The following is a 13,352-nucleotide window of genomic DNA, read 5'->3' on the forward strand; positions in this document are numbered from 1 at the left end:
ACAGCTCCGACCGGTAGCGGATTTATTCCCCGCCCCGGGCCCGGTCGGTGTCCGGGGACACCTCGGTGTCGGGGCGGATGTCGATGCGCCAGCCGGTGAGCCGCGCGGCGAGGCGGGCGTTCTGGCCCTCCTTGCCGATGGCCAGCGACAGCTGGTAGTCGGGCACGGTCACCCGGGCGGAGCGCGAGTCCCAGTCCACGACCTCGACCTTGCTCACCCGGGCGGGTGACAGCGCGTTCGCGACCATCTCCGCCGGGTCGTCCGACCAGTCGACGATGTCGATCTTCTCACCGTGCAGCTCGGCCATGACGTTGCGCACACGGGCACCCATCGGACCGATGCAGGCGCCCTTGGGGTTGAGGCCCGAGCGGGTGGACCGCACGGCGATCTTGGTGCGGTGGCCGGCCTCGCGGGCGATCGCCGAGATCTCGACGCTGCCGTCCGCGATCTCCGGGACCTCCAGCGCGAAAAGCTTCTTCACCAGGTTGGGGTGGGTGCGCGACAGGGTCACGGACGGACCGCGGACACCCTTCGCCACCCGTACGACGTACGCCTTGATGCGCAGGCCGTGCGTGTACTCCTCGCCGGGGACCTGCTCCTGCACCGGCAGGATGGCCTCCAGCTTGCCGATGTCGACGAGGACGTTCTTGGGGTCCTTGCCCTGCTGGACGACGCCGGTGATCACGTCGCCCTCGCGGCCGGCGAACTCGCCGAAGGTCAGGTCGTCCTCGGCGTCGCGCAGACGCTGCAGGATCACCTGCTTGGCGGTCGTCGCGGCGATCCGGCCGAAGTCCGACGGGGTGTCGTCGAACTCCTTGGCCTCCTGCCCCTCCTCCAGGTCCCGCGGGTCCTCCGTCGCCCACACGACGACGTGGCCGTTGGTGCGGTCCAGCACAACGCGGGCGCGCCGGAAGCTGCCCTCGGTGCGGTGGTACGCGATGAGGAGGGCCGACTCGATCGCCTCGACGAGCAGGTCGAAGGAGATCTCCTTCTCCCGGACCAGACCCCGCAGGGCACTCATGTCGATGTCCATGGCTACGCCTCCTCTTCCTTCTTGTCCTTGCGGTTGAACTCGATCTCGACCCGCGCCTTGGCGATGTCGGTGAAAGCAATACGGCGGGCGGTCGCCTTGCGGCCCTTCACGCCCGGAACCTCAAGGTCCATTCCCTCGTCGTCCACGTCGAGGATGCGGGCGATCAGTTCCCCGCCCTCAGCCAGCTGGAACTTCACGAGGCGGTCGATCGCCCGTACGTAGTGACGGTGCTCGGTCAGCGGGCGGTCGGCGCCCGGCGAGCTCACTTCGAGGACGTACTCGTCCTCGCCCATCACGTCGGATTCGTCGAGCTTGTCGGAGACCTCGCGGCTCAGCTCGGCACACACGTCCAGTTCCACGCCCTCGTCGGAGTCCACGATGATGCGCAGCATCCGGCGCTTGCCGGCCTTGGACATCTCGATGTCCTCGAGGTCCAGGCCCCTGGCGGCGACGAGCGGCTCCAGCAATCCGCGCAGCCTGTCGCTCTGGGTGGTGCTCATCCGGGTGACTCCTCGGCCGCGTGTGCTGTTGTGGTTTACGTCGCGTGTCAGGTCAAAGGGTATCCGGTCGCGGAGGGTGTTGCCGTCCGCCGTGGGGACGGGGCCCCGGGTACGGTGATCACACCCTGCCCCGCCACCACCTCCGAGGACGTCTCCGTGCCCTGGACCCTGCCTTCGCGGCCCTCTCGCAGGAGCCTGCTCGCCGGCGCCGCCGGCGCGGCCGGCGCCGCGCTGCTCACCGGGTGCTCCGACGGGGGCGGCTCGTCGGACACCGCATCCGGCGTTCCACTCGAACGGCGGATGCGCGAGACAGCCGTTCGAGACAGTGAGCGGCTGCTGGAACGTTACGACGCCACCGCCGCCGCCCATCCGGCCCTGGCCGCGCGCCTCGCGCCGCTGCGCTCCGCGGTCTCCGCCCACGCGGGGGCGCTCGCCTCCGCGGACGCCGCGGCCGGCAGGACGCCGAGCTCCGCCCCGCCGTCCCCACCGTCCCCGTCGCCCTCGTCCGCCGCGGCCGGCGCCCCTGTGGCGAGCGCCGAGCCCGTGCCGCCGAAGCCGGAGGAGGCCCTGACCGCCCTCGCGGACGCCGAGCGGAGCCTCGCCGAGGCCCGGACCGTCACCCTCGCCGGGGCGCCCGGGGAGCTGGCCCGGCTGCTGGCCTCGGTGGCCGCCTGCGGCGCCGTACACGCGTATCTGCTGACCTCGCCCCAGGGAGACAAGCCGTGACCCCCGAACCCTCCTCCGCGAGCCGCGCCCTGGAGGCGGCGCAGGCCGCGCTCGCCGCCGAGCACGCGGCCGCCTACGGCTACGGGGTCATCGGCGCCCGGGCCGCCTCCGCGCGGTCGGCCGAGGCCCGCGAGGCGTACGGCGGCCACCTCTCCCGCCGGGACGCGCTGGCCCGGACGGTGCGCGAGATGGGCGGTTCGCCGCGCCCCTCGGAGGCCGCGTACGCCCTGCCCTTCGAGGTCCGCACCCCGGCCGACGCCGAGCGGCTGGCCGCCGAGATCGAGGACCGGGTGGCGGGCGCGTACTCCGACCTGGTGCGGGCGGCGGACGGCCGGCTGCGCCGTGAGGCGGCCGACGCGCTGAGCGCCGCGGCCGTGCGCGCGGCACGCTGGCGCGGGGTCGGCGTAGCCTTCCCTGGGCTCACGGAACGTGGAGAACGAGCTCGGACCAGCTGAAAGGGATCACGCACGCATGGCTTTCGAACCGCCGCAGCGGCTTGTACGGGCGCTCGGCGAGACGCCGGATTCGGCGCAGAACGCGGACTGGCTGGTGCAGTTGCCCCGGCTCGCCGAGGAGGCGCTGGCACGGCGTGGGGTACGGGCCCAGCGGGTGCAGGCCCCCGGTGGCCGGAGCAGTCTGGTCCTCCTCGTCCACTACGCCGACGGGACGCCGGCCGCGCTGAAGCTGGCTCCCCCGCAGGCCCGGCCCGACCGGGAGCTGGCCGCGCTGGCGCACTGGGGCGGTTTCGGGGCCGTACGGGTCCTCGACACCCGGCACCACGAGGAGGACGGGGCGCTGCTGCTGGAGCGGCTCCACCCGGAGGTGTCGCTGCGCTCGCTGCCGGAGGCGAAGGCCCTGCTGGAGGCGTGCGGGACGCTGCGCAGGCTGTGGGTGGCCCCGCCGGCCGGGCACCCGTTCGAGACGGTGGCGCAGCGCACCGCGCAGCAGGCGGAGCTCCTGCGCAAGGCCGCGCCGGAGGCCGAGGCGCTGGCCTCCGCCGCGCTCGCGGCCCGCGAGGAGCTGACGGCGCTGCCCGCCGAGGAGCTGCTGCTGCACGGGAACTTCCGGCAGGGCAAGGTACTGGCGGGCGAGCGGGCGCCGTGGCTGGCGGTGGGGCCCGATCCGCTGGTCGGGGACCGTGCGTACGACCTGGCGCGGCTGGTCCGGGACCGGCTGGAGGACCAGGTCGCCTCCTCGGCGGGGGCCGCGGGCGCCCGGCGCCGGGTGAACAAGCTGGCCGACTCCCTGGAGCTGGACCGGGACCGGCTGCGGGGCTGGACGCTGTTCCGCGCGGTGGAGTCCGGCAATCGGGCGCTGGCCGCGGGGCGGCGCCGGGAGGCTGAGCTGCTGCTGGAATTCGCGAGCTGGTTGTAGGGCATACCGTAGATACGGGGTGCCTCGTGGATACCGGCCGGTGCCTCGCAGGAGGCCGTGATGGTCCAGGAACTGGTGGCAGCGGGAATCGGCGCGGCCGTGGGCATCGCGGCGTACGCGGGCGTGGCCTCACGGGTGGTGCGGCAGTACGAGCGGGGCCTGGTATTCCGTTTGGGCCGTCTGCGGCAGGGGGTCCGGGGGCCGGGCTTCACCATGATCCTCCCGTTCGTCGACCGCATGCGGAAGGTGAACATGCAGATCGTGACGCTGCCGGTGCCCGCGCAGGAGGGCATCACGCGGGACAACGTCACGGTGCGGGTGGACGCGGTCGTGTACTTCAAGGTCGTGGACCCGGCGAACGCGATCATCGAGGTCGAGGACTACCGTTTCGCGGTCTCGCAGATGGCTCAGACCTCGCTGCGCTCGATCATCGGCAAGTCGGACCTGGACGATCTGCTGTCCAACCGGGAGCAGCTGAACCAGGGGCTTGAGCTGATGATCGACAGCCCGGCGGTGGGCTGGGGCGTGCAGATCGACCGGGTCGAGATCAAGGACGTCTCGCTGCCGGAGACGATGAAGCGGTCGATGGCGCGGCAGGCGGAGGCGGACCGCGAGAGGCGGGCGCGCGTCATCAACGCGGATGCGGAGCTCCAGGCTTCGAAGAAGCTGGCCGAGGCGGCGGCGGTGATGTCGGAGCAGCCGGCGGCGCTGCAGTTGAGGCTGCTGCAGACGGTGGTGGCGGTGGCCGCGGAGAAGAACTCCACGCTGGTCCTGCCGTTCCCGGTGGAACTCCTGCGCTTCCTGGAGCGCGCGGCCCCGTCGCCGGGCGGGGCGGAGCCGGCGCCGCAGGCCCCGCCCGCGGTCACCGCTCCGCCGCCCCCGCCCTCGCCTCCGCCCCCGCCCCCGCCCCCGGTCGCCGGGGATTCACCCCGTGCGCAGGACGAACCGGAGGACGAACCGAAGGCGGACTGACCTACGCCGTCAGGCGGGCGAGGGCTTCCGCCAGGGGGAGTTCCTCGCGGGTGCCCGTGGCCCGGTGCTGGAGTTCGACCACCTCGTCCGCCGAGCGGCGGCCCGCCACCAGGATCCACGGGACCCCGATCAGCTCCGCGTCCGTGAGCTTCACGCCCGGCGACAGGCCCGGCCGGTCGTCCAGCAGGACCCGCAGGCCCGCGCCGGCCAGCGCGGTGGCCGCCTGCTCCGCCAGCGCCAGCGGAACCGCCTTGCCCGCCGCCACCACGTGGACGTCCGCCGGGGCCACCGCCGCCGGCCAGGCCAGGCCCCGCTCGTCCGCGGTCTGTTCGGCCAGCGCGGCCACCGCCCGCGAGACGCCGATCCCGTACGAGCCCATCGTGACCCGCACCGGCTTGCCCTCCCGGCCGAGCACGTCCAGCCCGAAGGCGTCCGCGTACTTGCGGCCCAGCTGGAAGATGTGCCCGATCTCGATCGCCCGGTCCAGCCGGAGCCCGGCGCCGCAGCGCGGGCAGGGGTCGCCCGGCTCGACGACGACCACGTCGAGGTACTGGTCCACCTCGAAGTCACGGCCGCAGACCACGTTCCGGGCGTGCGTGTCCACGCGGTTGGCCCCGGTCACCCATGAAGTGCCGGGCGCGACACGGGGGTCGGCGAGGTAGCGGACCTTGCCGAGGCCCTGCGGGCCCACGTAGCCGCGTACCAGGTCGGGGCGGTCGACGAAGTCCTCGGCGGTCACCAACTCCACGACGGCCGGGGCCAGGTGCTCCCCCAGCTTGCCGAGGTCCACCTCGCGGTCGCCGGGTACGCCGACGGCCGTGATCTCGCCGTCGACCTTCACCAGGAGGTTCTTCAGCGTCGCCGACGCGGGCACGCCGAGGTGCGCGGCGAGGGTCTCGATCGTCGGGGTGTCGGGGGTGTCGACCTCCTCGATCGCGGGGTGCTCGGCGTCCACCGGGACCAGCGCGAAGGTCACGGCCTCGGTGTTCGCCGCGTAGTCGCAGGACGGGCAGTCCACGAAGGTGTCCTCGCCGGCCGCCGCGGGCGCCAGGAACTCCTCCGACGCCGAGCCGCCCATCGCGCCCGACACGGCGGAGACGATGCGGTGGTCCAGGCCGAGGCGCTCGAAGATCCGCTGGTACGCGGCCCGGTGGAGGGCGTACGACTCGGCGAGACCCTCGTCGCTCACGTCGAAGGAGTACGAGTCCTTCATCTGGAACTCGCGGCCCCGCAGCACGCCGGACCGCGGCCGGGCCTCGTCGCGGTACTTGGTCTGGATCTGGTAGAGCATGACCGGCAGGTCCTTGTAGGAGGTGCACTGGTCCTTCACCACCAGGGTGAAGATCTCCTCGTGGGTGGGGCCGAGCAGGTAGTCCGCGCCCTTGCGGTCCTTGAGCCGGAAGAGCAGGTCCCCGTACTCCGACCAGCGCCCGCTGACCTCGTACGGCTCCTTCGGCAGCAGCGCCGGGAGCAGCACCTCCTGGGCCCCGATCGCGTCCATCTCCTCGCGGACGATGCGCGAGACGTTGTCGAGGACCTTCTTGCCGAGCGGCAGCCAGGTCCACACGCCGGCGGAGCTGCGGCGGACGTAGCCGGCGCGGACGAGGAGCCGGTGGCTGAGGGTCTCCGCGTCGGCCGGGTCCTCGCGGAGGGTCTTGGCCATGAGGCGGGACATGCGCTGCACGTGTTGCGATGACATGTCGGGAGGCTACCGGGGGCGCGCGGCCCCCCGGAAACCGTTTCAGGGCCGGCGCAGCGGCAGCGGGGCCCCCATCACGGCGTACGGGAGGCTCGCGCTCGGGAAGTGCACCTGGCGGGCCAGGTCCGTGTAGCCGAGGGCCCGGTAGAGCCCGCGGGCCGGGCTCTCGGTGTCGACGGCGGAGAGGATGGAGCGGGGCTCCTCGGCGGCGTCGGTGAGCCGGGTGATGAGGGTGCGGCCGACGCCGCGGCCCTGGAAGCCGGGGTGGACGTGCAACTCGGTGATCACGAAGGAGCCGTCGAGCCAGCCGTCGAGCCCCTCGGTCCGCAGATACGGTTCGACGACGGAGGACCACCAGTACGCCCGGTCGTTCGGCATCCCGTACACGAACCCGGCGAGGGCCCCGTCCTCGGTGAAGGCGCCGAGGGCGCGGGCTCCGCGGCAGGTCATGTGGCGCTGCACGATGTAGCGCCGGATGCCGACCTCCTCCTCGCTGAGCCCGAAGGCCACGGCCTGCACGCGCAGGGCCTCGTCCACGCGGTCGGCGAGGTCGAGGGGACCGATGCGGAGTCCGGCGGGCCGGTCGGGGCCGTCGCCCTCGGGGGTAGGCAGCATGCCGCGACCTTACTGGGCGCCCCCGGCCGGCGTCCCTACGGCCCCCGCCCCGCATGCGGCGGGGCCGGGCCGTGCGGGCGGCGCGTTCAGAACAGCACGCTCATGAAGGCGCCCACCTCGCGGAAGCCGACGCGGCGGTACGCGGCCCGTGCCGCGGTGTTGAAGTCGTTCACGTAGAGGCTGACCACGGGGGCGATGTCGCGCAGCGCGAAGTCGACGACGGCGGCCATCCCGGTCTCGGAGTGCCCCCGGCCGCGGAACTCGGGGTCCACCCACACGCCCTGGATCTGGCAGGCGCGGGCGGTCGCGGCGCCGATCTCCGCCTTGAAGACGACCTTGCCGTCCTCGATGCGGGCGAAGGAGCGGCCGGTGGCGACCAGCTCGGCGACCCGGGCCTGGTAGAGCAGCCCGCCGTCGCCGGCCATCGGCGAGACGCCGACCTCCTCGGTGAACATGGCCACGCAGGCGGGCATGATCAGGTCCATCTCGTCCTTGTGGATCCGGCGCACGAGCGGATCGGGGCGCACGGCGGCGGACGGCTGCTCGGTGACCATGAGCGGCTGGTGGGAGCGGACGTCGCGCGCGGGGCCCCAGCTGGGCTCCAGGAGCCGCCACAGCAGCCGGGTGGCCTCGGCGGGGCCGACGATGGAGGAGCAGCGGCGGCCGGTGCGGCGGGCCCGGTCGGCGAAGGCGCGGACGGCGTCGGAGTCGGCGCAGACGGGGACCAGGTTGGCGCCCGCGTAGCAGAGGGAGCGCAGCCGGCCGTCGGTGTAGTAGCCCCACATCTCGCCGCCCAGACGCCACGGGTCGAGTCCGGCGACCTGGACCCGGGAGGTGACGAAGGCGTTCTCGACCGGCTGGCGCCCGAGGACTTCGAGGGCGGCGTCGAGATCACTGGGCTCAAGGACCCGGGTCGTGGTCTGCGTCAACACTGGGGCCTCACCATACAAGTCTGCTGATCTCCGCACTGTACCCGGCGTCACCGGAGGATGCCTGGTCCCATGGGTCACGAAAGAGCCCCGGCCCCGCCCGCGAGCTGCGGGAACGGGGCCGGGGCCGATGCGTGCGGGGTGCCGGGCGCGGGGCCGGGCGCCCGGTGTGCTCAGACGCCGATGGCGACGGTGGGCTCGCCGGAGGCGATGCCGTCCTTCTCCATCTGCTCGGCGATCTTCATCGCCTCTTCGATGAGGGTCTCCACGATCTTCGACTCGGGGACGGTCTTGATGACCTCGCCCTTCACGAAGATCTGGCCCTTGCCGTTGCCGGAGGCGACGCCGAGGTCGGCCTCGCGGGCCTCGCCCGGGCCGTTCACGACGCAGCCCATGACCGCGACGCGCAGCGGGACCTCCATGCCCGTGAGACCCGCCGTGACCTCCTCGGCCAGCTTGTAGACGTCCACCTGGGCGCGGCCGCAGGAGGGGCAGGAGACGATCTCCAGGCGGCGCGGCTTCAGGTTCAGCGACTCCAGGATCTGAATGCCGACCTTGATCTCCTCCACCGGCGGGGCCGAGAGGGAGACGCGGATGGTGTCGCCGATGCCCTCGGAGAGCAGCGCGCCGAAGGCGACGGCGGACTTGATGGTGCCCTGGAAGGCCGGGCCGGCCTCGGTGACGCCGAGGTGCAGCGGGTACTCGCACTGGGCGGCGAGCTGGCGGTAGGCGTTGACCATGACGACCGGGTCGTTGTGCTTGACCGAGATCTTGATGTCGCTGAAGCCGTGCTCCTCGAAGAGGGAGGCCTCCCACAGCGCGGACTCGACGAGCGCCTCGGGGGTGGCCTTGCCGTACTTCTTCAGCAGTCGCGCGTCGAGGGAGCCGGCGTTGACGCCGATCCGGATCGGGGTGCCCGCGTCCTTGGCGGCCCGCGCGATCTCCTTGACCTTGTCGTCGAACTGCTTGATGTTGCCCGGGTTCACGCGGACGGCGGCGCAGCCGGCGTCGATCGCGGCGAAGACGTACTTGGGCTGGAAGTGGATGTCGGCGATGACCGGGATCTGCGACTTCTTCGCGATGACGGCGAGGGCGTCGGCGTCGTCCTGGGTCGGGCAGGCCACGCGCACGATGTCGCAGCCGGAGGCGGTGAGCTCTGCGATCTGCTGGAGCGTCGCGCCGATGTCGGAGGTCCTGGTGGTCGTCATCGACTGCACCGAGATCTGTGAGTCGCCGCCGACGGCCACCGAGCCGACCTGGATCTTGCGGCTGACCCTGCGGTCGGCAAGCTTCGTCGGCACGGCCGGCATTCCGAGAGAGATGGCAGTCATCTGCTGTGCAACCCCAAGGTGTGGATCAAGGTCCCGAGATCGGCGGGCTCCAGGCTTCGAGATTACGCCAATCAAGGGGCCGCCCACGCATCCGAGGGGCTGGAACACCCGAACGCAGGGAGCCGGGCACGAAGTGTGCCCGGCTCCTTACGGCTTCCGTACGCCCCGCGCGCATGCGGACGTACTAGGTGATCTTGATCGGGTTCACCACGTCGGCGACGAGCACGAGCAGCGTGAAGCAGACGAACACGCCGGCCACCACGTACGCGGCGGGCATCAGCTTCGCCACGTCGAACGGGCCGGGGTCGGGGCGCCGGAACACGCGCGCCACGGTGCGCCGGAGCGACTCCCACAGGGCGCCCGCGATGTGCCCGCCGTCCAGCGGCAGCAGCGGGAGCATGTTGAACAGGAACAGCGAGAGGTTGAAGAACCCGACGAGCTGGAGGAAGAACACCAGCCGCTGCTCGGCCGGGATGTCCAGGGTGGCGATCTCGCCGCTGATCCGGGCCGCGCCGACGATGCCCATCGGGGAGTCGGGCTCGCGCTCGGCTCCGCTGAAGGCCGCGTTCCACAGCGCCGGGATCTTGGCGGGCAGCTTGAGCAGCCCCTGGACGCTGTTGTCCACGACCTCGCCCATGTGGTCCACGGACTGACCGAAGGACAGCGGGGCGATCTCGCTCTTCGGGCTGAAGCCGAGCCAGCCGGCCGTCACGTACTCGCCCTTGACGTACCCGCCGTGGCCGTCCGTCTTGGCGACCTTGTTCTCGATCAGCTTGACGGGGAGGGTCTGCTGCTGCCCGTCGCGCACGACCGTGACGGTGGCGGGACCGACGGTGTCGCGGATCTGCTTCTGCAGAGCGGCCCAGTCGGCCACCTTGCGGCCGTTGAACGCCACGATCCGGTCGTCCGCCCGCAGCCCGGCGGCCTTGGCCGGGGCGACCGGATCGCCGGCCTTGCAGATCTCGCGCTTCTCGCTCTGCTGGATGACGCACGGGGAGACGGTCGCGACCTGCGTGGTCGTCTGGTTGATGCCGAAGCTCATCCAGACGCCGAAGAAGATCGCCAGCGCCAGCACCAGGTTCATGAACGGGCCCGCGAACATCACGATCACGCGCTTCCACGGCCTGCGCGTGTAGAACAGCCGCGTCTCGTCGCCGGGCTGGAGCTCCTCGTACGCCGCCGAGCGCGCGTCCTCGATCATCGAGCGGAACGGCGAGGTCGACCGCGCGGTCACCTTGCCGTCCTCGCCGGGCGGGAACATCCCGATCATGCGGATGTAGCCGCCCATCGGGATGGCCTTGATCCCGTACTCGGTCTCGCCCTTGTTCCGCGACCAGATGGTCGGGCCGAAACCGACCATGTACTGGGGCACGCGGATGCCGAAGAGCTTGGCCGTGGACAGGTGGCCGAGCTCGTGCCACGCGATGGAGACGAGCAGCCCGAATACGAAGATGAGTATTCCGAGCACCGTCATGAGTGCTGTCATGCGCGCGCCTCCACGGCGGCCCGAGCCGCCATCTCCTGTGCCCGGGCCCTGGCCCAGGTCTCCGCTTCGAGGACGTCCGCGACGGTCGGAGAAGTTCCCGCGTCCGGCGTCCCGTGCTCATCGACCACGGCAGAGACCGTATCCATGATTGCTGTGAACGGCAGCCGACCGGCCAGGAACGCCTCCACGCACTCCTCGTTCGCCGCATTGAACACGGCGGGGGCGGTGGAGCCGATCGTGCCCACGTGCCGGGCCAGGCCGACCGCGGGGAAGGCCTCGGTGTCGAGGGGGAAGAACTCCCAGGTCGACGCCTTGGTCCAGTCGAAGGCGGGGGCCGCGTCCGGGACGCGCTCGGGCCAGCCGAGGCCGATCGCGATGGGTCCGCCCATGTCCGGCGGGGTGGCCTGGGCGAGCGTGGAGCCGTCGGAGAACTCCACCATCGAGTGGACGTAGGACTGCGGATGGACCACGACCTCGATGCGGTCGAAGGGGATGTCGTAGAGCAGGTGCGCCTCGATGACCTCCAGCCCCTTGTTCACCAGGGTCGCCGAGTTGATGGTGATCACCGGGCCCATGGCCCAGGTGGGGTGCGCGAGGGCGTCCTCGACGGTGACCGAGGCCAGCTCGGCGCGGGTACGGCCGCGGAAGGGCCCGCCGGAGGCGGTGACCACCAGCTTGCGCACATCGGCCCGGGTGCCGGCGGCGAGGGCCTGGAACAGGGCCGCGTGCTCGGAGTCGACCGGGATGATCTGGCCGGGCTTCGCGAGGGCCTTGACCAGCGGGCCGCCGACGATCAGCGACTCCTTGTTGGCCAGGGCCAGGGTCCGGCCGGCCCGCAGCGCGGCGAGCGTGGGCGCGAGGCCGATGGAACCGGTGATGCCGTTGAGGACGGTGTGGCACTCGGAAGCGGCGAGCTCGGTCGCCGCGTCGGGCCCGGCCAGGATCTCGGGCAGCGGCTCCGAAGCGCCGTACTGGGCGTTCAGGGCCTCCTTCAGGGCCGGTACGACGTCTTCGCGGGCGACGGCCACGGTGTTCACCCGCAGCCGGCGGGCCTGCTCGGCCAGCAGCCCGACGCGCCCGCCGGCGGCGGACAGCGCGGTCACCCGGAACCGGTCCGGGTTGCGCAGGGCGAGGTCGATGGCCTGGGTCCCGATGGACCCGGTGGATCCGAGGATGACGATGTCCCGCCGGCCGGCCGCGGGGTCGAAGAGGAGGTGCGGATCGGCGAGGGGGGCTGGGCGGTCGCTCATGCCCCCATTGTTGCCGCAACTCAGGGGCGCGTGGACACGGAGTCCCCGTCGGTGACCCGCAGCAGCAGGTGCGGGAGCGTTCCGGCGAAGTCGGGGAGGGTACGGGCCACCCGCCACCAGGCGTCCGGGTCCTCGCCGAGCGCCAGGGCGAACAGCCGGTCCGCCTCGGCGCGGGCGGCGAGCACGGCCTCGGGGCGATCGTGCCGGTCGGGGTGGTCCACGTCGCCGAGCCAGTGGTCCTCGTCCAGGGCCCAGCAGGCAGGGAGTTTGTGCCGGACCACGTCGGCGCCGGTGAGCAGGGACCGGTCCAGGCAGTCCCGTACCCAGCGGATGTCCTCCTGGACGGTCTCCATGGGGACGGCGAGGCTGGCCAGGGCGAGCTCCCGCTCCACTCCCCCGGTCACCGGCTCGGCGGCCGTCGGGGCCAGGTGGCGTACGGCCCGCGCGAGGGCCCCGTCGGGCTCCGCGCGGGTGGCCGGGGCAGTCGGGGCGGTCGGGGTGGCCGCGTCGGCCGGGGTGGCCGGGCTCTGCGGCCCGGGCAGGCTTCCCGCGACCACGGCGGCCACCAGGTCCGGAAGCGGCCCGGCGAAGCCGGGGGCGTGCCGCAGCAGTTCGGACCACAGCCGGGGGTCGTCCCCCAGCGGGTTCAGCGCCCGGGTGACGGCCGTCTGCATCCCGGCCTGCTCGGGCAGGGTCCAGCGCAGGCCCGGGCCGGGCGGAAGATGGCCGAGGAGCAGCGTGTGGCGGGCCGGGGCCACGCAGGCGACGAGCTCCTCGTGGGTGAGCCGGCCCATCCGGACGGCGCGGACGGCGGGCCGGTGCCAGGAGCGCCCGTCCCGGACGGCGGCGGGGGTGGTGAGCAGCGCGCGGACGGTGTCGTCGGGCAGTTCCGCGACGAGCAGCAGCGCCTCGGCGGCGCCGGCCGGCAGCGACTGCCGGCCGTGCTCGGCGGCCGCCTCGCGCGGGTCGAGTACGTACGGGAGCCGCAGGACGTCGAGGGCGACGCGGGGCCTGCGTATGCCGTGGCGGCGCAGCAGGCCGATCAGCTCCGCGGTGGTGAGGGCGCCGTCGGCGGGGTCCCGGCCGAGCTCGGCGCGCAGTACGGGCAGCAGTTCGGGCGGGGTGCGGCGGCGGGCGTACCGGGCGGGGCCGGGCAGCCCGGGCAGGGGCCGCCCGACGACGCGGGGGTTGCGGGCGATGAAGTGGCGGTCCGCCTCGCTGCCGTGGCGCAGGAGCAGGGTGACGGCCGAGGCGGGTAGCCACTCGTCGCGGCACAGGTACTTGCGGGTCGGCCAGTCGAGCCGGCCGAGGAGGTCGAGGGCGATGTGGTCCGGTGCGTGGCGCAGGACGTGCGCCACGCACCATGCCAGCCGCCGGCTGTTGCGGTCTTCCACGGCCGTCGACATCGCTGCCCGCCTTGCCCTCGTGCCGGTAGGC

The 13,352-nt window shown here is 72.8% G+C and carries 13 protein-coding genes; 4 read left to right on the forward strand and 9 right to left on the reverse strand.

From position 1 onward, the window contains the following. Nucleotides 1-22 precede the first annotated feature (22 nt). Nucleotides 23-1,033 (reverse strand): transcription termination factor NusA, encoded by a 1,011-nt coding sequence (nusA, locus tag ACIQU4_RS00135; protein WP_403723831.1) that lies wholly within the window; start codon nucleotides 1,031-1,033, stop codon nucleotides 23-25. A gap of 2 nt (nucleotides 1,034-1,035) precedes the next feature. After that, on the reverse strand, nucleotides 1,036-1,533 hold the full coding sequence (gene rimP, locus ACIQU4_RS00140) for a ribosome maturation factor RimP (protein WP_403723833.1): 498 nt from the start codon (nucleotides 1,531-1,533) through the stop codon (nucleotides 1,036-1,038). Between the two features lie 114 nt (nucleotides 1,534-1,647). Here rimP and ACIQU4_RS00145 point away from each other — a divergent pair, with 114 nt between their 5' ends. The 4 genes from ACIQU4_RS00145 to ACIQU4_RS00160 are packed head-to-tail and all read left to right on the forward strand — an operon-like array spanning nucleotide 1,648 to nucleotide 4,605. After that, nucleotides 1,648-2,259 carry a hypothetical protein gene (locus ACIQU4_RS00145; protein WP_403723835.1) on the forward strand — a complete coding sequence of 204 codons (612 nt, stop codon included), beginning with the start codon at nucleotides 1,648-1,650 and terminating at the stop codon, nucleotides 2,257-2,259. Next, nucleotides 2,256-2,714 carry a ferritin-like domain-containing protein gene (locus tag ACIQU4_RS00150; RefSeq protein ID WP_385590264.1) on the forward strand — a complete coding sequence of 153 codons (459 nt, stop codon included), beginning with the start codon at nucleotides 2,256-2,258 and terminating at the stop codon, nucleotides 2,712-2,714. The genes ACIQU4_RS00145 and ACIQU4_RS00150 overlap by 4 nt, the downstream gene beginning before the upstream one ends. Nucleotides 2,715-2,730: 16 nt before the next feature. After that, nucleotides 2,731-3,633 carry an aminoglycoside phosphotransferase family protein gene (locus ACIQU4_RS00155; protein ID WP_403723838.1) on the forward strand — a complete coding sequence of 301 codons (903 nt, stop codon included), beginning with the start codon at nucleotides 2,731-2,733 and terminating at the stop codon, nucleotides 3,631-3,633. 60 nt (nucleotides 3,634-3,693) lie between these two features. After that, on the forward strand, nucleotides 3,694-4,605 hold the full coding sequence (locus ACIQU4_RS00160; protein ID WP_403723842.1) for a slipin family protein: 912 nt from the start codon (nucleotides 3,694-3,696) through the stop codon (nucleotides 4,603-4,605). Nucleotide 4,606: 1 nt separating this feature from the next. Here ACIQU4_RS00160 and ACIQU4_RS00165 read toward each other — a convergent pair whose 3' ends face one another. The 7 genes from ACIQU4_RS00165 to ACIQU4_RS00195 form a co-directional block, all read right to left on the reverse strand. After that, nucleotides 4,607-6,304, reverse strand: a complete 1,698-nt coding sequence (locus ACIQU4_RS00165; RefSeq protein ID WP_403723843.1) for a proline--tRNA ligase — start codon at nucleotides 6,302-6,304, stop codon at nucleotides 4,607-4,609. Between the two features lie 42 nt (nucleotides 6,305-6,346). Further along, nucleotides 6,347-6,919 (reverse strand): GNAT family N-acetyltransferase, encoded by a 573-nt coding sequence (locus ACIQU4_RS00170; protein WP_403723846.1) that lies wholly within the window; start codon nucleotides 6,917-6,919, stop codon nucleotides 6,347-6,349. 86 nt (nucleotides 6,920-7,005) lie between these two features. Then, entirely contained in the window at nucleotides 7,006-7,851 is an 846-nt protein-coding gene (locus tag ACIQU4_RS00175) for a GNAT family N-acetyltransferase (RefSeq protein ID WP_403723848.1), read from the reverse strand. Between the two features lie 170 nt (nucleotides 7,852-8,021). Beyond that, nucleotides 8,022-9,179, reverse strand: a complete 1,158-nt coding sequence (gene ispG, locus ACIQU4_RS00180) for a flavodoxin-dependent (E)-4-hydroxy-3-methylbut-2-enyl-diphosphate synthase (RefSeq protein WP_053693180.1) — start codon at nucleotides 9,177-9,179, stop codon at nucleotides 8,022-8,024. Between the two features lie 184 nt (nucleotides 9,180-9,363). After that, nucleotides 9,364-10,665: a M50 family metallopeptidase gene (locus tag ACIQU4_RS00185; protein WP_403723851.1), complete on the reverse strand. Its 1,302-nt coding sequence runs from the start codon at nucleotides 10,663-10,665 to the stop codon at nucleotides 9,364-9,366. Further along, a complete protein-coding gene (gene dxr / locus ACIQU4_RS00190; protein WP_403723854.1) occupies nucleotides 10,662-11,915 on the reverse strand; it encodes a 1-deoxy-D-xylulose-5-phosphate reductoisomerase in 1,254 nt (417 codons plus the stop codon). Before dxr ends, ACIQU4_RS00185 begins: the two co-directional genes overlap by 4 nt. A 20-nt stretch (nucleotides 11,916-11,935) precedes the next feature. Then, a complete protein-coding gene (locus tag ACIQU4_RS00195) occupies nucleotides 11,936-13,321 on the reverse strand; it encodes a hypothetical protein (RefSeq protein ID WP_403723856.1) in 1,386 nt (461 codons plus the stop codon). Between the last annotated feature and the right edge of the window lie 31 nt (nucleotides 13,322-13,352).

Source organism: Streptomyces sp. NPDC090741 (assembly GCF_044769045.1).
GTDB lineage: Bacteria > Actinomycetota > Actinomycetes > Streptomycetales > Streptomycetaceae > Streptomyces.

Bases quoted from the DNA above. Each gene is read 5' to 3' on its own strand.
- ispG (WP_053693180.1), bottom strand. From the start codon at position 9,179: ATGACTGCCATCTCTCTCGGAATGCCGGCCGTGCCGACGAAGCTTGCC.
- ACIQU4_RS00170 (WP_403723846.1), bottom strand. From the start codon at position 6,919: ATGCTGCCTACCCCCGAGGGCGACGGCCCCGACCGGCCCGCCGGACTC.
- ACIQU4_RS00185 (WP_403723851.1), bottom strand. From the start codon at position 10,665: ATGACAGCACTCATGACGGTGCTCGGAATACTCATCTTCGTATTCGGG.
- ACIQU4_RS00165 (WP_403723843.1), bottom strand. From the start codon at position 6,304: ATGTCATCGCAACACGTGCAGCGCATGTCCCGCCTCATGGCCAAGACC.
- dxr (WP_403723854.1), bottom strand. From the start codon at position 11,915: ATGAGCGACCGCCCAGCCCCCCTCGCCGATCCGCACCTCCTCTTCGAC.
- ACIQU4_RS00195 (WP_403723856.1), bottom strand. From the start codon at position 13,321: ATGTCGACGGCCGTGGAAGACCGCAACAGCCGGCGGCTGGCATGGTGC.
- ACIQU4_RS00155 (WP_403723838.1), top strand. From the start codon at position 2,731: ATGGCTTTCGAACCGCCGCAGCGGCTTGTACGGGCGCTCGGCGAGACG.
- rimP (WP_403723833.1), bottom strand. From the start codon at position 1,533: ATGAGCACCACCCAGAGCGACAGGCTGCGCGGATTGCTGGAGCCGCTC.
- nusA (WP_403723831.1), bottom strand. From the start codon at position 1,033: ATGGACATCGACATGAGTGCCCTGCGGGGTCTGGTCCGGGAGAAGGAG.
- ACIQU4_RS00160 (WP_403723842.1), top strand. From the start codon at position 3,694: ATGGTCCAGGAACTGGTGGCAGCGGGAATCGGCGCGGCCGTGGGCATC.